At 63.2% G+C, this 17,814-nt stretch carries 15 protein-coding genes, 1 pseudogene and 1 riboswitch; of the genes and pseudogenes, 5 read left to right on the top strand and 11 right to left on the bottom strand.

Annotated features, from left to right (window positions below; genetic code table 11):
* The first annotated feature begins 196 nt into the window (after positions 1-196).
* A complete protein-coding gene (locus CKW35_RS25325) occupies positions 197-1,690 on the top strand; it encodes a sensor histidine kinase (RefSeq protein WP_016486716.1) in 1,494 nt (497 codons plus the stop codon).
* Entirely contained in the window at positions 1,659-3,086 is a 1,428-nt protein-coding gene (locus CKW35_RS25320; protein WP_023049198.1) for a sigma-54 dependent transcriptional regulator, read from the top strand. Before CKW35_RS25325 ends, CKW35_RS25320 begins: the two co-directional genes overlap by 32 nt.
* Positions 3,087-3,181: 95 nt before the next feature.
* Here the strand turns inward: CKW35_RS25320 and CKW35_RS25315 are convergent, their stop codons facing one another.
* The 3 genes from CKW35_RS25315 to CKW35_RS25305 form a co-directional block, all read right to left on the bottom strand.
* Positions 3,182-3,484, bottom strand: coding sequence for a hypothetical protein (locus tag CKW35_RS25315; RefSeq protein WP_016486717.1), 303 nt, complete (start codon positions 3,482-3,484; stop codon positions 3,182-3,184).
* Positions 3,485-3,567: 83 nt separating this feature from the next.
* Entirely contained in the window at positions 3,568-4,920 is a 1,353-nt protein-coding gene (locus CKW35_RS25310) for a GntP family permease (protein ID WP_016486718.1), read from the bottom strand.
* A gap of 110 nt (positions 4,921-5,030) precedes the next feature.
* Positions 5,031-5,570, bottom strand: coding sequence for a gluconokinase (locus CKW35_RS25305; RefSeq protein WP_016486719.1), 540 nt, complete (start codon positions 5,568-5,570; stop codon positions 5,031-5,033).
* A gap of 207 nt (positions 5,571-5,777) precedes the next feature.
* Between CKW35_RS25305 and CKW35_RS25300 the strand changes: the two genes are divergently transcribed.
* The 3 genes and pseudogenes from CKW35_RS25300 (at position 5,778) to CKW35_RS28965 (ending at position 8,244) form a co-directional block, all read left to right on the top strand.
* On the top strand, positions 5,778-6,797 hold the full coding sequence (locus tag CKW35_RS25300; protein WP_016486720.1) for a LacI family DNA-binding transcriptional regulator: 1,020 nt from the start codon (positions 5,778-5,780) through the stop codon (positions 6,795-6,797).
* Between the two features lie 91 nt (positions 6,798-6,888).
* Positions 6,889-7,707, top strand: a pseudogene (locus CKW35_RS28970) (PAS domain-containing protein); the annotation flags it as partial.
* 42 nt (positions 7,708-7,749) lie between these two features.
* The gene (locus tag CKW35_RS28965) at positions 7,750-8,244 is read left to right on the top strand and encodes a methyl-accepting chemotaxis protein (protein ID WP_371262262.1); all 495 of its coding nucleotides are present in this window, start codon (positions 7,750-7,752) and stop codon (positions 8,242-8,244) included.
* Here CKW35_RS28965 and CKW35_RS25290 read toward each other — a convergent pair.
* The 8 genes from CKW35_RS25290 to CKW35_RS25255 form a co-directional block, all read right to left on the bottom strand.
* The gene (locus CKW35_RS25290; RefSeq protein ID WP_095117124.1) at positions 8,219-11,488 is read right to left on the bottom strand and encodes a transporter substrate-binding domain-containing protein; all 3,270 of its coding nucleotides are present in this window, start codon (positions 11,486-11,488) and stop codon (positions 8,219-8,221) included. The genes CKW35_RS28965 and CKW35_RS25290 overlap by 26 nt on opposite strands.
* 13 nt (positions 11,489-11,501) lie before the next feature.
* Complete coding sequence (locus CKW35_RS25285; protein WP_016486723.1) at positions 11,502-12,116, bottom strand: response regulator transcription factor; 615 nt, start codon at positions 12,114-12,116, stop codon at positions 11,502-11,504.
* Between the two features lie 219 nt (positions 12,117-12,335).
* Positions 12,336-12,578 (bottom strand): DUF1272 domain-containing protein, encoded by a 243-nt coding sequence (locus CKW35_RS25280; protein ID WP_016486724.1) that lies wholly within the window; start codon positions 12,576-12,578, stop codon positions 12,336-12,338.
* Between the two features lie 66 nt (positions 12,579-12,644).
* The gene (cobM, locus tag CKW35_RS25275) at positions 12,645-13,397 is read right to left on the bottom strand and encodes a precorrin-4 C(11)-methyltransferase (RefSeq protein ID WP_016486725.1); all 753 of its coding nucleotides are present in this window, start codon (positions 13,395-13,397) and stop codon (positions 12,645-12,647) included.
* 33 nt (positions 13,398-13,430) lie between these two features.
* Positions 13,431-13,820, bottom strand: coding sequence for a cobalamin biosynthesis protein (locus tag CKW35_RS25270; protein ID WP_024717644.1), 390 nt, complete (start codon positions 13,818-13,820; stop codon positions 13,431-13,433).
* A complete protein-coding gene (locus CKW35_RS25265; RefSeq protein WP_016486727.1) occupies positions 13,820-14,506 on the bottom strand; it encodes a CbtA family protein in 687 nt (228 codons plus the stop codon). The genes CKW35_RS25270 and CKW35_RS25265 overlap by 1 nt, the downstream gene beginning before the upstream one ends.
* A 9-nt stretch (positions 14,507-14,515) precedes the next feature.
* On the bottom strand, positions 14,516-14,704 hold the full coding sequence (locus CKW35_RS25260) for a CbtB domain-containing protein (RefSeq protein WP_016486728.1): 189 nt from the start codon (positions 14,702-14,704) through the stop codon (positions 14,516-14,518).
* 93 nt (positions 14,705-14,797) lie between these two features.
* A riboswitch (cobalamin riboswitch) is annotated at positions 14,798-15,021 on the bottom strand.
* A gap of 194 nt (positions 15,022-15,215) precedes the next feature.
* Complete coding sequence (locus CKW35_RS25255) at positions 15,216-17,690, bottom strand: TonB-dependent siderophore receptor (RefSeq protein WP_095117178.1); 2,475 nt, start codon at positions 17,688-17,690, stop codon at positions 15,216-15,218.
* Positions 17,691-17,814 lie beyond the last annotated feature (124 nt).

The raw sequence follows: 17,814 nt of genomic DNA, 5'->3' as shown, positions 1-17,814 counted from the left end.
CTATGCACCTTAAAGCATTGAAAATTATAGCTTTACGGTCCTCTGGGTTTGGCTGGCCAACTTCTTGCTTGGTGATGTGCGGAGCGCTACACACGACAAATGGCAGCCAGGGCTGCCCAGGTGGGGTGCTATCAACTGGCTGCTGCTGTTGGCCTTGATGCATTTCTGAACGGACGCACTGTGCGGGAACCACGCCATGCAGATGCTGGAAAACGATGTTCGCGACAAGGCCAGTGCGAGTGCCAGCGGTCTGGCCGTACCCTTGCGTGAGTTCAACCTGCTGCGCTGGTTTTCAGTCATCAGCCTGTTGATCATCACTGCGGTGGCGGGCGGGCTGGGTTATGTGTCCACGCGCTTCGTGGTCCGCGATAGCGTGCAGCGTGATGCGATGCTGACCGCGCAGTTCATCCAGGCCATGGCCCAGGCCGAGGTCCGCCATTCGCAGTTGCCACCGGGCACCACCATGGGCGAACTGCTCGACCCGCGCCTGGACCAGCAGCACCTGCAGTTTGCCCCGGCGCTGGCCGAATCGACCCGGGTCGAATTTCTTGACCATGTCGAGCACCTGCCTGATATTTTGCTGGCCAATGTCTATGCCCGCGACCGCACCATCGTCTGGTCCACCAACGTCGAGCTTATCGGCAAGCGGATAGAGGCTGATGGCGATCTGGACCGTGCTTTCCATTCGCGCAGGGCGGTGTCGGCCAGCTATCACAAGGCTGAAGATGACCGCGAGGAGCAGAAGTTCCTGCGTGAACCGCGCTACCTGTTCATCGAGAACTACATCCCCCTGTTCGACAGCCAAGGTGAACAGGTGCTGGCCATGGTGGAGATCTACAAGGAGCCACAGGACCTGATACGGCGCATCCAGCGCGGCTATGTACTGATCTGGGCTTCGACCCTGGTGGGTGGAGCGCTGATCTACTTCGGGCTGTTCTGGATCGTACGTCGGGCGGCGCAGATGCTGCATCTGCAACAGGACCGGCTGGTGGCCAGCGAAACCTACGTGGCGCTGGGCGAGATGTCGTCTGCTGTGGCGCACAGCCTGCGCAACCCGTTGGCCAACATCCGCTCCAGCGCCGAACTGGCGCAGGAAATCGCCAACCCAGCGGCGCAGAAAAACATCACCGACATCATCAGCCAGGTCGACCGCATGTCGCGCTGGGTGCGCGACTTGCTGGTGTCGTTGCGCCCGGTCAGTGACGAGGCAGAGGCTGTGGACCTGGTGGCCGCCATCGAGGACACCCACCTGGCGTTCGTCCAGCAGATCGAGCGCAATGGTGTGCGCTTCCATTTCGAAGGGCCTGATCAGCAGTGGGTGGCCAGCCAGCCGCTGCAGCTCACGCAGATTCTCAACAGCCTGTTCTCCAATGCCCTGGAGGCCATGCCGGCGGGCGGCATGCTGACTGCCCAGGTCAACGTACAGGATGGCCAGCGTGCCGAGTTCGTGCTTACCGACACTGGCAAGGGCATGAGCCAACAGCAGGAGCGGATGGTGTTCAAGCCGTTCTTCACGACCAAGCAGGGTGGCCTCGGTGTAGGGCTGGCCCTGGTCAAGCGCATCATGGAACGGTTTGGCGGCTCGGTCAGCCTGAGCAGCCGCCAAGAGGAAGGAACCCGCGTCAGCCTTACATTCAATATCGCAGCGGGAGGGGAACATGGAGCACAGCATCCTGGTCGTCGAGGATGATGAAATCCTCGCTGACAACATTCGCACCTACCTCAGCCTCAAGGGCTTTGAAGTCACCGTGTGCCACAGCGCCGAGCTTGCGCTGGAGCAGATCAAGCGGGCTCAGCCCGACGCGGTGCTAACTGACAACTCGCTGCCGGGCATGAGCGGCCACGACTTGCTGCGCAGCTTGGTGGCGCAGGTACCTGGCCTGAAAGTGATCATGATGACCGGCTACGGCAATGTCGAAGACGCCGTGCAGGCGATGAAGGAGGGTGCCTTCCATTACCTGACCAAGCCCGTGGTGCTCGCCGAGCTCAAATTGACCCTGGACAAGGCATTGGCGGCCGAACGCATGGAGCGCACGCTGTCGTTTTACCAGGAACGCGAGGCGCAGAAATCCGGGTTGCAGGCGTTGATCGGCGATTCGCCGGTAATGCTCACCCTCAAGCACACGTTGCAACAGGTGCTGGATGCCGAGCGGCGCATGGCCTGCGACGACCTGCCACCGGTGCTGGTCGAAGGCGAGACCGGCACCGGCAAGGAGCTGGTGGCGCGGGCCCTGCATTTTGACGGCTCTCGCAGCAAGGGGCCGTTCATCGAATTCAACTGCGCCTCGATCCCTGCCAACTTGCTGGAGGCCGAGCTGTTCGGTCACGAGAAGGGCGCGTTCACTGATGCCAAGGAGCGGCGGCTGGGCCTGGTGGAGGCTGCAGACGGTGGCACGTTGTTCCTCGACGAGATTGGCGAGATGGACCTGGTGTTGCAGGCCAAGTTGCTCAAGCTGCTGGAAGATCGCAGTATCCGCCGGATTGGTGCGGTGAAGGAGCGCAAGGTTGACCTGCGGGTCATCAGCGCCACCAACTGCAACCTGGAGCAGATGGTGCAGCAGGGCAAGTTCCGCCGCGACTTGTTTTTCCGCCTGCGCATCATCGCCCTGAAGGTACCGCGCCTGTATGCCCGTGGTCAGGACATCCTGTTGCTGGCAAGGCATTTCCTGGCCCACCATGGCCGGCGTTATGGCAAGCCGAACCTGCGCTTTTCCGCCGAAGCCGAGAGCCTGATGCTGGGCTATAGCTGGCCCGGCAACGTCCGCGAGCTGCGCAATATGCTTGAGCAGACCGTGTTGCTGGCGCCGAATGAGGTGATACAGGCGCACCAGTTGAACCTGTGCATGACCTTGATTGACGAGCCATTGGTGCCGCAGCCGGCACCTGCGATGTTCGAAATGCCGCGGCACGAGCCGGAGCCAGGCACCAGCCTGCCGGACATGGAGCGCGACCTCGTGTGCAAGACGCTGGACCGTACGGACTGGAACGTGACCAAGTCAGCGCGGATGCTCGGGTTGTCGCGGGACATGCTGCGTTACCGGATCGAGAAGCTGGGGCTGACACGTCCTGATAAACGCCAGTGGTAACAAACAGTCAATCTTACTCAACCGGGCGGGTGAACCCGCTCCCACAGGGAATACATAACCTGCAATGTCGAGCGGTGGCCCATTGAGTAGCGTACTCAGGGGGTACCTGTACGGGTGCCACTATTTCCCTGAGGACCGGTACCCTCCGAACCGCTGCCATCCATCCCCGGCAGGTCGCGGTTGTCATTTTGCTTGGCCGGCGGGCTTTCGGGGTCGTTACCTTGAATGCGCGTGTCAGTATCCCGCGGCATGGGCTTTTCGATCGGGTTGAGGGTGCTATCCACGCCCGGCCGGGGTGCCGGGTTGTGCGGATCGTCAGGGTAGGTCGGGCCGGTGCCGACGGCGAAGGCCAGTGGCGAGGCGAGCAGGGCAATCAGCAGAATGCTTGAGCGGGGCATGACAGGCTCCTTGGCTTAGGGTAGGTCTGATATTTCCTTCGGCCCTACCCTGAGCATCAAGGTGCCATTACCCCGATAAACGGTTACACCACCTGCGCCAACAACATGATGAAGATGATGCCAACCACCGAGAGGATGGTTTCCATCATGCTCCAGGTCTTGAAGGTTTCCGCTACAGTCATGTTGAAATACTGCTTCACCAGCCAGAAGCCGGCGTCGTTCACATGTGACAGGATCAACGAGCCCGCACCGGTGGCCAGCACCAGCAACTCACGGTTCACGCCCGGTACCAGGTCGATTACCGGTGCCACAATGCCCGCACCGGTAATGGTGGCGACCGTGGCGGAGCCAGTAGCGATGCGGATTACCGCTGCCACCAGCCAGGCCAGCATGATGGGCGAAATCTCCGCCTGCACGGCCATTTGCCCGATCACGTTGCCGACACCGGTGTCCACCAGCATCTGCTTGAAGCCGCCGCCTGCACCCACGATCAGCACGATGGCCGCCGTGGGGGCCAGGCTCTGGTCGAGCATTTTCATGATCTGCTGGCGGTTGAAGCCGCGGGCAGAACCAAACGTGTAAAAGGCCAGCAGCAGGGCCGCGAGCAGGGCAGTGATGGGGTGGCCGATCAGGTCCATCCACTGGCGCACGATATGCTCGGCCGGCAACACCACGTCGGCGAAGGTCTTCAGCAGCATCAGCGCGACCGGCAGCAGCACCGTGATCAGGGTGATGCTGAAGCTTGGCAGGTTGCCCTGGTCGGACTCCTTGGCAATTTGGTCCATCAGTTCCTGGGACGGGTTGCCCGGGATGTAGCGGGAGATGAAGTTGCCGAACAGCGGACCGGCGATGATCGCGGTGGGCAGTGCGACGATCAGGCCGTAGAAGATGGTCTTGCCAATATCGGCGTGGAAAATGCCAATCGCCAGCAATGGGCCCGGGTGTGGCGGCACCAGGCCGTGCACCACCGAAAGGCCCGCCAGCAGCGGTATGCCGATTTTCACCAGCGACACCCCGGAGCGCCGGGCAACGATGAACACCAGCGGAATCAGCAGCACAAAGCCGATTTCAAAGAACAGCGGTATGCCCACCAGGAAGGCGGCGAACATCATCGCCCAATGCACGTTCTTCTTGCCGAAGGCGCGGATCAGGGTTTGCGCGATCTGGTCGGCCCCCCCAGAGTCGGCCATCAGCTTGCCCAGCATGGTGCCCAAGGCGAGCACGATGCCGACGAAGCCAAGCACACCGCCAAAACCATCCTGGAACGACTTCATGACCTTGGCCACCGGCATGCCGGAGGTCAGGCCAAGGAAGCCGGCCGCGAGGGTGAGGGCAACGAAGGGGTGCACTTTGAAGTGGGTGATCAGCAGGATCAGCCCGACGATGGTAACCAGCGCGTCGAGCAGCAGAAAGGTGTCAGTAGCCAGTCCGAACATGGTTTGAAGGCCTCGATCTTATCGTTGTTTTTGGCGTAGCGTCTTGGAACTATTCCCGCACCTGCGGGTCGAGGTAGCGCTGTCTTTGGTGAGCCGGGAAAACCGCGGGGTCAGGCGGTTTGCGCCAGGCCCTGCTCACCGGCGCGCTTTAGCCAGCGGTCTACCGCTTCGGCGAGCGCATCGATGGGCTGGGTGGCGTCCAGTGCCAGTGTGAGCGGCTCGCCATGTGGCGATTCGAGGGCAGCAAACTGGCTGTCGATGAGGCTGGCCGGCATGAAGTGCCCAGGGCGCGCCAGCACGCGTTTTTCGGCCTCGGCGGGCGACAGTTCGAGAAATACGAACACCAGCCCTGGCATGGCATCGCGCAGGGTATCGCGGTAGCGGCGCTTGAGCGCCGAGCAGGTCAGTATCGGGCGTTCCCCGGCCTGGGTGGTGGCCTGCAACTCCTGGCCTAGGCGCACCAGCCAGCCGGCACGGTCGCTGTCGTCCAGCGGGATGCCAGCGCTCATCTTGCGGATGTTTTCGGCAGGGTGAAAAGCGTCGCCTTCAATCAGGCGGCCGCCGCTTCTGGCAGCAATGGCAGCGCCGATGCAGCTTTTGCCGCAACCGGCCACGCCCATTACCACGATGGCGGACAGGGGAGAATTCATCAGTACCTCCTGCGGGGTGAGATAGCGCTGTCTCGTCGCCGACGAACAGCCACCTCCCCGGTGTTATTGGTCTTGTCCTTACGCAGTATGGACGCTTGGTAGCGAGCGCGCGGTGGCTGCCGCCAAAGATTACATTGCCTGCGTCCTGAGACAGCGCTACCTTAGTGGCCGTTCCCTCTCCTTGCAAGTAGTAAAATTACAACATCCATGACCCGCACCGGCTCCCGTACTACAGGTCGTCCAACCCTGGCAGAAGTTGCCAGGCTTTCCGGGGTTTCCCCCATCACCGCTTCGCGCGCCTTGCGCGGGGTCAGCACGGTTGCGCCAGAGCTGGTCGAGAAGGTCGTCGCTGCAGCGGCGAGCCTGGGCTATGTGGCCAACCCGGCAGCCCGCGCCTTGGCCTCGGCTCGCAGCCAGTCGGTGGTGGTGTTGATCCCGTCGCTGTCCAACCAGCTGTTCATCGACACCCTGGAAGCCATTCACGAGGTCATGCGCCCCCGTGGGCTCGAGGTGCTGATCGGCAACTATCACTACGACCTTGCCGAAGAAGAAAACCTGATCCGTAATTACCTGGCCTACCAGCCCTGCGGCATGCTGTTGACCGGTTTCGAGCGCAGCGACGCGGCGCGGCAGATGTTGACCGCCAGCGGTGTGCCGTGTGTGCACATGATGGAACTCAATGGCGAGCCAGGGGCATTGTCGGTCGGTTTTTCGCAGCAGCAGGCCGGGCGCGCCGCGGCCCGGCACTTGATCGAGCGCGGGCGCAAACGCCTGGCGTTCATTGCCGCGCAGCTCGACCCACGGGTGATGCAGCGGGCCGAAGGTTTCCGCCAGGCGTTGGCTGAGGCCGGTTTGCAGGCGGCCGAGCTGGAGGTACTGGCGCCGCAGCCTTCATCCATTGCCCTGGGCAGTGTGCTGTTCAGCCAGTTGCTGCAGCAGGCGCCAGATGTCGACGGTATCTTCTTCTGCAACGACGACCTGGCGCAGGGGGCGGTGCTGCAGGCATTGCGCCAAGGGGTGGAAGTGCCCCGCCAGGTGGCGATGGTGGGGTTCAACGACTTGCCGGCGTCGGCCCACATGGTGCCGCGCCTGACCTCGATTCGCACGCCCCGGGCAGCCGTTGGGCGTGGCGCGGCGCAGGCGCTGCTGGCGTTGCTCGATGGCAAGCGGGTGGCGGATACGCAGCAGGATCTGGGCTTTGAGCTGATGGTGCGCGAGAGTTCGTAGCGGGAGCCCGTAGCTGTGCAGCCGTTCTGTCCTATTAATGTAGTAATCCTAAAGTGATAGCACTGTGCTTGCACGGCGCCAACGGCGATCTATGCTCAGGACACCGCGCATAAAGGAGCCCGGCGTCATGTTCGATTTCCATCGCAAATCCGATTTGGTTGAGATCCAGCGCACTCACCAGGCCTTGAGCGGCACGCAAGCCAAATTGGCGGCGATCAGCCGTTCGATGGCGATGATCGAGTTCGCCCCGGATGGCACCATCCTCGATGCCAACGAGCGTTTCTGCCAGGCCATGGGCTATAGCGCCGACGAACTGCGTGGCAAGCATCACCGGGTGTTTTGCGAGCCGGGCTACGCGCAAAGTGCCGAATACCAACAATTGTGGCGCGAATTGGGCCAAGGCAAGGCCATCAGCGGTACATTCGAACGCCTCGACAAGGCCGGCCGTGAGGTCTGGTTGGAGGCCAGTTACATGCCGGTGCTGGATGAGCACCGCCAAGTCACCAGTGTGATCAAGGTGGCAGCGGACATCAGCCAGCGGGTGGTGCTGGAGCACGAGAGCGAGAGCCTGCTCAAGGCCATCAGCCGCTCCATGGCGGTGATCGAGTTCACCCCGCAAGGCCGCGTGATCAAGGCCAACCAGAACTTCCTCGATACCATGGGCTATCGCCTGGACGAGGTAGTCGGCCGCCATCACGGGCTGTTTTGCCTGCCGCAGGAGCGCGAGTCGGCTGAGTACCGCGAGTTCTGGGCATCGCTCAACCGCGGCGAGTACCATTCGCACCGCTTCGAGCGCATCAACAAGCAGGGCCAGATGGTCTATCTGGAGGCCTCTTACAACCCGATATTCGACAGCAAGGGCCGCTTGTACAAAGTGGTGAAGTTCGCCAGTGACATCACCCGCCAGGTCAGCACGCAGCAAACCGCCGCCGATGCCGCCCATGCCAGTTCCATGCAGACCGATGCCTGCGCGCGCAAGGGCACCGAGGTGGTACAGCAGACGGTGCAGGTAATCGAGCAGATTTCCCATGAGCTGAACGACGCTGCCCGCAGCATCGACGCGGTCAGCAAGCAATCGGATGTAATCGGTCAGATCGTGCTGACCATACGTGGAATTGCCGACCAGACCAACCTGTTGGCCCTGAATGCGGCCATCGAGGCGGCCCGCGCCGGTGAGCACGGGCGAGGTTTTGCCGTGGTAGCCGACGAGGTGCGCAACCTGGCGGCGCGGACCAGCAAGGCAACCCTGGAAATCGTCGACGTTGTACGGCAGAACCACGACCTGTCACTGCTGGCGGTGGCCAGCATGCAATCGAGTTTGACCCGCACCGGTCATGGGGTTGCGCTGGCCAATGAGGCCGGTACGGTGATCATGGAAATCCAGCAGGGCTCACGGCACGTGGTGGATGCGATCAGCCAGATCAGCTCGACGTTGCAATTGCATTGAGCGCATCCTTCAGTTCGTTCAGCAGGGCCTGCAGGCTGATTTGCAGCCGTTCACGTTCGACAGCCGTTGGCAGGCCCCGCGCATGAGCGTTCTCGATGGCTTCGCAATCCTTCACCACGCCGCGCACCCTGATCATCTTCGCGCCACCCTTGATTCGGTGAGCCAGGGTACGCACGTCCTCATCGGCGGCCCCGGGCGCCAGCGCCCGCAAGGCGGTCAGGTCCTCGCCAACGCTGATCGACAGCTGTTCCAGCAGATGACGCGTCAGTTGCTTGTCGTCCTGGGTGAGGTGGCGCAACTCAGCCAGGTTGAAGCCGCTACTGTGCAGTGGCGTTTCTTGGGCGCCGCGGGCCTGGGGGAGATGGGCCTTGAGTGTGTGCAGGCCGATCGGCTTGAACAGGCACTCGTCCATGCCGCTGGCCAGGCAACGGTCACGCTCTTCGGCCTGGGCATTGGCAGTCACGCCGAGGATCTGGCACGCCGGCAGGTCGCGTTCGGCTTCAAGGCTGCGAATGCGACGGGTGAGTTCGTGGCCGTCCATGACCGGCATGCTGCAATCGGTGATCACCAGGTCGAAACGCGCTGCCTGCCAGCGCTCCAGGGCAATCTGGCCGTTGTCTGCCAAGGTCACGTGATGGCCCAAGGTGTGCAGTTGCCGCTCCAGCAATAGAAGGTTGGCCGGGTAGTCGTCGACAACCAGGATTTCCAACGGGCCAGTGCTGCGTTCCGCTACCGGGTCCAGTTGCTGTGCGGGCTCTGGTGCTGGGCAGGTTGGCAATTGCAGGCTGACCTGTACCTTGGTGCCAACGCCTTCGACGCTTTGCAGGCTCAAGCTGCCACCCATCAGTTCGGCAAAGGTGCGGCTGATGACCAATCCCAGGCCCGCCCCTTGGTGGGTTCGCGGGCCGTCAGCCTGAACGAAGGCGTGGAACAGCCGGGCCTGATCAAGTGGGCTGATGCCGATGCCGGTGTCGCGCACAGACAGTTCAACTGGCAGGCGGCTTTGCCCATCGGCTGGGGGCGTCAGCAAGCTGGCCTGGACCTCGCCGCGGTCGGTGAATTTGATGGCGTTGCTGATCAGGTTGGACAGGATCTGTTTGAGTCGCAGCGGGTCTGCCAGCACCCAGACCGGCCCGGCAGGCAGCTCAGCGTGCAGAAGCAAGCCTTTGGCCCGGGCGTTGCCCTCGAAAACCCGCACGGTAGCGCGTACCAGTTCGACCAGGTTTGTGGGCACCGGTTGCAGGGTGATGTGCCCGGACTCGATGCGGGAAATGTCCAGAATATCGCCAATCAGTTCAAGCAGGCCGATGGCCGAGTCATGGGCAGTCTGCAGGGTCTGGGCGTCGCAACGGCCCTCGCGGCTGTCTTCCAGGGCCAACTCCAGCAGGCCGATCACGGCATTCATCGGGGTGCGGATTTCATGGCTCATGGTGGCCAGGAAGGTACTTTTGGTTTGACTGGCTTGTTCGGCGTCGTCCTTTGCCTGACGCAGCTGTTCGAGCAGGCCTCGGCTCAGGGCCAGCTGAGCTTGCAGCGCGTGTTGGGCCTCGGTGCGCTGATTGATCAGTTTGCGCAGGTAGCTGTTCCAGAACACCACGCCTGCCAGCAGCAGGGCCGACAACACCAGTACCTGCAAGGCCAGTGTGCGGTAATCGCGCCAAGCGCTGTCGCTGACCAGGGTGCTGGTGCGCCAGCGATTGGCCAGCTGGTCGAGCTCTTCGGGTGGAATGCTCAGCAGCGCCTTGTCGAGAATGGCCTGGAGCTGCGGCTGGTCCGCAGCCACGGCGAAGGCCGCAATGGCCGGGTCTTCATCCAGTACGCTGGCGATGCGCAAGCGGCCCTTGAAAACATGGCTGATGTAGTAGGCGGCATTGATGTGGCTGGCAAGGGCCACATCGGCAGCCCCGCCGGCCAGGGCCTCCATGAGGCCGAGCGGGTTGTCCACTTCGACCAGCCTGGCTTGCGGATAGCGCTGTTGCAGCAGTGCCCTCTGCGGCGAGCCGCGTACCAAAGCGATGCGCTGGCCATCCAGCGTTTTGGTTTGTGCGGGGTAAGTGCTGTCGCTGCGCGTAACCAGTACGCGTGGGCTGACCAGGTAGGGGCGGGTATAGCGCAGCTGTTTCGAGCGCTCCGCGCCGTAGCCCAGGGCGCCGATCATGTGTGCATCGCCGCGGACCAGGCGCTCGACCATCGCCTGCGCCGAATCGCTTTCGACCGGGCGGAACTGTAGCCCGGTACGCAATGAAATCTGTTTCAGCAGGTCAAGGGTGATGCCGGTTGGGCGGTGTTCGGCGTCGTTGAACGTCAATGGCGCCAGCGAAGTGTTGACCAATACATCGATGTAGGGGTGGGCTGCGATCCAGGCTTTTTCTTCGCTGCTCAAGTCAGTGAGGTGGCGCTGCAACAGCAGGCTGGTGTTGCCACTGCTCCAGCGGCGCAGGATGTTAAGGCGCTCGCTTTCGCTTATGCGGGCCAGCGCCATGTCGACCAGCCGATGCAAGCGAGGGTTGTCGCTGGCCAAGGCAAATGCAAATGCGCCAGCCGGAACCTGACAGAAGTGGTCGATTCTCAGCGTGCCTTGATAGTTCTTGCCAATCGTGAAGTCGGTGCTGATGGCATCGCCCAGGTACGCATCGGCCTCGCCCAGATCGACGGCTGCCAACCCGGCAAGGGTCGAGCGGTACAAGCTTAACTGCGCTTTTGGATACAGACCGCGTACGGTGCTGGCCGGCAGGTAGTGATCGACCATGGCCAGGCGCAAGCCGGCGAGGTCGGGTTGGTTCTTCAGGCTGCTCCCCTCGCGTGTGACGATGACCGGCAGGTCGTCTGCATACGGCGTGCTCAGTTCAAGCTCGGCATCTGCCGCCTCGAAGGCATTGGAGCTGCCCAGAAGGTCAATACTGCCCTCCCGCAACGCGGCGATGGCTTCGTGGCGGCTATCGAATCGGCGCACCTCGACGTGTATGCCCAGCAGTTCGGCAATGATACCTGCGTAGTCTGCACTGATCCCTTCGTAGTCCTGTTGGCTGGCGTTCAATTCGAACGGTGGATAGTCGGGCCGCGAACTGCCTAGCACCAGGTATTGACGTCGCTGCAGCCAGGCCCGGTCTTCGCTGGACAGTTGCAGTGGGGCTGCTGCGCTGACAGAGCGCGCCAGCAGTTGCCGAGCTTCGCTGCGGGCCAGCAGCGCGGTGGGGGCGGCCAGGCCGATGGCCAGGAGCATGCACGCCAGCAGGCGCTTCATGGCGGCCGAACGCTCAGTAGACGCTGTTGCGTTTGGCCAGGTCGACCATCTCGACCAGAGATTCGGTTTTGAGCTTTTCCATGATCCGGCCTCGGTAGGTGCTGATGGTCTTGGCACTCAGATTCATGCGGGTACCGATATTCTTGTTGTTTTCACCGCGCGCCAGGCGCCGCAGCACCTCCATTTCACGGTTCGACAGGCTGGCAAGGCGCACCGGTTCGCTTTCCAGCGAGTTGCTGTTGACCGACATTTGCGGGAAGGTCGAATAGCCTTTGACCAGCGCCTTGAGGGCGAACAGCAGTGCTTCGTGGTCTTCTTCCTTGGTGACGAAGGCGCCGATGCCGGCATCCAGGCAACGCCGTACGTACAGGTCAGTGGCTTGGCCCGTCAGCACCATGATCTTGGGCACCGGCTCAAGGCTTTGCAGGCGTTTGATCACTTCCATGCCATCCAGACCGGGCAGGCCAATATCGAGCACGACTACATCGGGGCGCAGATCGCGGGCTACCTGAGCCACTTCGCTGCCGTTACCCACCTCACCGACAACATGAAAGCGTTCACGCTCGAGCAGTAGGCGCAAGGACAGTCGGACAATGGGGTGGTCGTCGACGATCAGCACGGTTGTCATGTGGAAAACTCCTGTCGGGATGTGGTCCGCTTCCTGGATCACTCCGGAATACGTCTGCAAGTGGGTTAATCGGAAGCGCTGCAAGATACGACCAATCCCGAAGTTTGGTAATGCCGAGTATAGAAGTGTTGATAATCCGCGTGCTTGTTGTGGAAAAATCCTACAAGAAGCGTGAAAGACATCACCCCGAGAAAGCGGCGATGTCTGTTTGGAAGGGCGTCAGGCGCAGGTGGCGTGCGCTTTGTTCACACGCTGGGTGGCGGCGGGGTTATTGGCCAGCGCCTGACCGACACGCGTCGGCCGGGGCACCAGCTGGCCGGCACAGTTCGGGCAGCGGCCTTGCAGGCGTGTGTCGGCGCAGGCACGGCAGAAGGTGCATTCGAAGGAGCAGATCAGCGCATCGGGGCTGTCGCCCGGCAGGTCAGTATCGCAGCACTCGCAGTTGGGGCGTAATTCCAGCATGGGCGTGACTCCTGTTCGCAGGCGGGAACCCGGAGTCTGCTACGCGGGCGGCAATACTGGCAATGCTCAGTCCCCAGGGCGGTACAGGTGGGCATGCCCGGCACGGTACAAGGCCGATTCGGCGAAGGGGGTATCCCCTAGCACATGGCCTACCAGGATCAGCGCCGTGCGGCGAAAATCTTTGGCTGCGACGCGTTCGACGATATCGCCAAGGGTGCCGCGCACCCAGTCCTGGTCCGGCCAGGTGGCACGATGTACCACCGCCACCGGGCAGTGCGCACCGTAGTGCGGCAGCAGTTCTTCGACGATCCGCGAGAGGTGTTTGACCCCGAGGTGAATCGCCAAGGTGCTGCCGTGGCGCGCCAGGTCGCCCAGTTGCTCCCCAGGTGGCATGGGTGAACTGTCGCCATAGCGAGTGAGTATCACCGTCTGCGCCACCTGTGGCAGGGTCAGTTCGCAGCCAAGTAGCGCCGCGCTGGCCGCCGTGGCGGTGACCCCGGGGATGATCTGGTAATCGATGCCCAGCGCCTGCAGGTGGCGGATCTGTTCACCGATGGCGCCGTACAGGCTGGGGTCGCCGCTGTGTACACGGGCCACGTCCTGGCCTTGTTCGTGCGCGCTGCGCATGGCGGCGATGATCTGTTCCAGGTGCAGCTCGGCACTGTTGATCACGATCTGGGCCTTGTGGCCTTCGAGCACGGCAGCAGGTACCAGTGAGCCGGCATAGATGATCACTGGGCACTGGCGAATCAGCCGTTGGCCTTTGACCGTGATCAGTTCAGGGTCGCCGGGGCCGGCACCGATGAAGTACACCGTCATGGAAAGTCCTTGCAGGAAAGAGGAGCGAAATGTTCAGCAGGCCAGGGCGAGGGTCGCCGGGCCCAGTACCTGGCGGGTCAGCAGTAACCCGGCGGTGCAGCCGGGCCGCTGGCTGGCCAACGCCAGTGCCGCGCTCTCGGCCACGCCCCAGCAGCCGCTGTGGGCATGGGCTGTGGCAGAGCGGTGGCTGAGCAGCGGCTCAAAGGCTTGCAGTTGTGCGCTATGGTACAGCACCAAGGGCAAGCCAAGGCGTTCGGCCAGTTGCTGCAAGCCGGGTTCGTCGGCCTTGAGGCTGATGCTGGCAATGCCGCGCAGGTCGGCAAGCACCAGGCCCTGGCTAGCCAAGGCTTGGTGCAGCAGGGTTTGCAATGTATCCACCGGGCAACCTCGGCGGCAGCCGAAGCCGGCGTAGAAGGCCGGCATCAGGCCTGGCTGGAACGGCGGAACAGCCATGCACTGAGCAGGCCCAAGGCCACCCAGAATGCAGCGTTGGTCAGCCAGGAGGCCATCTTGAACTGAGTCTCCAGTGCTGCGGGGGCCAGGCTTTCATGCACGTCGGGCTGTGGCGCGCCGATCACATGGGGGATTATCAACAACACGGCGCCCAGCGCCTTCAACAGCCAGTGCCGGGCGAACACCAGCAAGGCCAGGCCAAGGGCGGTGGCGCTGGCCGTGCCAATCCACCAGGCCTGGCGTTGCCCCAGGTCGGCGGCAGCGGTGCCGGGCAGTTCCGGTGGCAGCCCCAACGTTGGCGCCAGACAGAACACGGCGAAACCGGCCAGGCCCCACAGCACACCGGTGCCGGCACGCTGCGGTTCGCGCAGGCTGTAGAGGGCGGCGAGGATCAGGGCGAAGCCGACCGCAACCACCAGGTTGCCACCGGTGGTGGACAGCACCCGCTGCCAGCCGTCTTCCGGCGACCAGGCGTCGGCGCTGTGCTCATGGGCGGCCACTTCGCCGCCATGTTCGTGGTGTGCGGCCGGGGCCGAGGATTCGTAGGTTTCCGCCTCAAGAATCAGCGGGGCGACCCAGAAGCTTTGCAGCAGGGTCAGCAGCAGGGCCGCAAGCAGCCCGCTGAAGCCCGCGGTACGGGCAATGCGCGTGATCATCAGGCGTACTCAGTGGCAGGGGAAGGCGGCGCTGTGGCGGGTGTCGTGAGCGGCGTTGTGCACGGCCTCGATGTGCGAGAAACCGGCGAAGTACACCAGGCACAGGCCCAGCAGGCTTGCGCCAACGGCAATGACGATGCGCTGGCTGAGGGTGACGGGGGTGGCAAGGCTGTGTGGCTTGGCGCTGGTGACGGGCATGACGCGTTCCTCTGCTTTTTGTGGGCAACGGGCAAGCGCGGCATCCCTGATGCGTGGCCGCCCAGGGGAATGCAACAGCGCCCGCCCACCGCGGGGTGTTCATGAACGCCAGGCCGGTCTCCGGGCTTGCGAGGAGGAGCAGGGCTCCTGAAAAGCGTCACCTTCCCATGCCGGACTACAAGGCATAGTGGCACAGACGCTTCACTCGCTTACCGTTGCGGGGGCAGCACCGGGCTTGTCCGGCCCTGATGGAGGGCCTGCGACGCACCGGTTTCCCGTTTCACCCCCTGGGGGGCACCTGAACGTGAGGCATAAGGAGAGCATGGGGCGGGGTTTGCGTCAATTGCCATGTGTGCGAGTGACTGCCGTGCTCAGGGTGAAAGTTTGCCCAATCATTGTGGGCGCGGGCTCGCCCGCGAACACCGGCAAAGCCGGTGCCATCCACCGCATCTGCCTGATTCGCGGGCTTGCCCGCTCCCACTGAGGTCCGCGCTAAACCCAAAGGATGTTTTCAGAAGTCATACGCCAACTTGGTGTACCAGTACCCGCCACCTGGATGAAACGGCGGGTTGCCGTAGGCCGCCTGGTTGCCGTTGGCGTTGTACACGCCGTTCTTGTCGGGCCGTACATTGAAGATGTTGGTGCCGCCCAGGCTGACGGTCAAGCTGTCGAACAGCAGGTACGACAGGTCCAGGTCGGTAATCCACTTGGCGCCGAAGGTGCGGTCCTGGGCCTGATTCTGCTGCCAGGTTTCGACCTTGCCGTAGCGGGTGGTCTGCAAGGTGCCGGTGAAGCTACCCAGCAACCACTGACTGCCCAGTACCCATTTGGTTTTCGGCGAGGCCGCCACCAGGTCACCTTCGCGGCCATGGCCGACCACCTCGATACCGGCTGCCGCCAGGGCAGCGGGCGTGCCCCGGCTGCCGCGCACAGTGGTCTTGTTCCAGTTGAAGCCCAAGGTCCAGCGCACATCGCCCCAGGCACCGAATTCGCTGGTGTGGTCACCTACCAGGTCGAGGCCGCGGGTACGGGTGTCGAAGGCATTGGTGTAGTAGTTGATCCAGGTGGTGCGTGCCAGGCCCAGTGCTTGGAGCATATCGCCAATGGCACCGGCACCGTTCTGCCGGTCGTAGAGGTTTTCGGTCAACAGGATGCGGTCGTCGATGTCGATCAGGTAGGTGTCCAGGGTGACACTGGTACGGCGCGCCGGTTGCCAGGTCAGGCCCAGGCCGGCGTTGCGCGATTTCTCCGGGTCGAGCTTGTCGCCGCCGAATGCCAGCGCCGCGGCACTGCCAGGCGCCACGGTGCGGCGCAAGGCCGGCACCACATTGCCGTCAGCGTCCAGCGCGGTGCGGTTGTCGCTGACCGTATAGCCGCTCTGGGTCAGCGACGGGGCACGGAAACCGCTGCCCAAAGTGCCGCGGATTGCCACGGTTTCGCTCAGTTCATAGCGTGAATTGAGCTTGAAGCTGGCGGTGTTGCCCGAGTTGTCGTCGTAGTGCTCGACGCGCGCGGCGGTGCCCAGGTACCAGCGCGGGGTCAGGTCCAGGCCGAGGTCGATGTAGGCGGCATAGTTGTTGCGCTTCACATCGGCCTCGTCTTCCGGGCGGATGGTCAGCGCAGCCTGGGCGCCCACGGCGGTCTGGCCGTTGGCCAGCGCATAGAGCGGGTTGGGGCGCCCGTCGGCCAGGGTGGCCGGGTAAGTGTAGGGCCCGACGCCGTAGGCGACGGGGTCGCCGGCGAAGGTCTGGAAGCGCTCCCAACGGTGTTCCAGGCCCGCCGAGACGCGGGTTGGTACGGCCAGGCCAAACACGCGATCAAAAGCGCGGGTGATGTCCAGGTTGTTTACCCACTGGTCGAACTGCAAAGTCGCCAGGTCATCGAACGAGGTTGGCGAGGCCGGGCCGTAGGTAGGGTTGATGGTGAGGTCGCTGGACTGCTGGTTCTTGTTGCGCCCGTACGTGGTGGACAGGTCCCAGTCCCAGGCACCGGCGGCACCCCGGGTGCCGAGCAGCCACTGGTAGTCGGTGTCTTTGATGTTGTTGAGCGGGAAGTACCCGTCGGGGAACAACTCGGGGATCGAGGCGTTGCTGTTGGGCAGTCGATAGTTGTTGAAGGCTTCGAGCTTGCGCTCGGCATAGGTGGCGAACGAATACAGTTTCAGGTCGTCGCTGATGGGCAGTTCGGCGTTGTAACCGAGGTTGAAGGCGCGCAGGTCGGGGTCGCCGTTCTTCACAGCGCGGTGGTCCCAGGCGGCCTGGCGGTCGTCCTCGAAGTAGGCCCGGTAACCAGGGTCGGCTTTGTCGATCCAGTTGGCGGTGCCGCGCTTGCGTGCCTCCCCCGACAGGTGCAGGAAACCGCCGTCACCCAGGCCGAAACCCTGGTCGCCAGCCAGCTTGATGGTTTCGCCCTGGCCGCTGTACAGCTGGCCATAGCTGCTTTCGTAATGGCCGCCACTGCTGGCGCTTTTGAGGATGATGTTGATCACCCCGGCTACCGCATCCGAGCCGTACTGAGCCGCCGCGCTGTCTTTGAGGACTTCGATGTGCGACACCGCGCTGACCGGGATCATGTCGATATCCACGGCGTTGGCACCGCTGTTGTCCGTCGAGCCGCTGGCCGGCACGGCGCTGTTGTGGCGGCGTTTGCCATTGACCAGTACCAAGGTGTAGGCCGGGCCCAGGCCGCGGTTGCTCAGCGGCCGCACGCCAGACTGGAAACCGGCGATGTTGGTGCCGAAGTTGAACGAGGGCAGCAGTTTGGAAATGGCCTCGGACAGCTCGGCGCGGCCGGTGCGCAGCAACTGTTCGTTGCTGATCACGTCGATGGGGGCCGGGCTGTCGGCGACGGTGCGCTGGTTGCCACGCATGCCAGTGGAGATCACCGTGACAGTGTCCAGGCGTTGGTCTTCGGTGGTTGCAGCAGCGTCGGCGAACGGGGTGAGCAGGCAGGCCAGGGGCAGGGCGAAAAGCGGTGTTCTAGACATCATGTCCTCGGAATACGGTGGAGCACGCAGGCGAATAGGCGCCAGGCCCTTACAGGGCTGGCGTAGGGTGTTTGGGAAAGTGTTTGCCTGCACCGGCCTCTTCGCGGGCATGCCCGCTCCCACA

This window comes from Pseudomonas sp. Irchel 3F3, assembly GCF_900187545.1.
GTDB lineage: Bacteria > Pseudomonadota > Gammaproteobacteria > Pseudomonadales > Pseudomonadaceae > Aquipseudomonas > Aquipseudomonas fortuita.
Note: the sequence above shows the minus strand (reverse complement) of the source record. Positions and strands in the feature narration are given on the sequence as shown.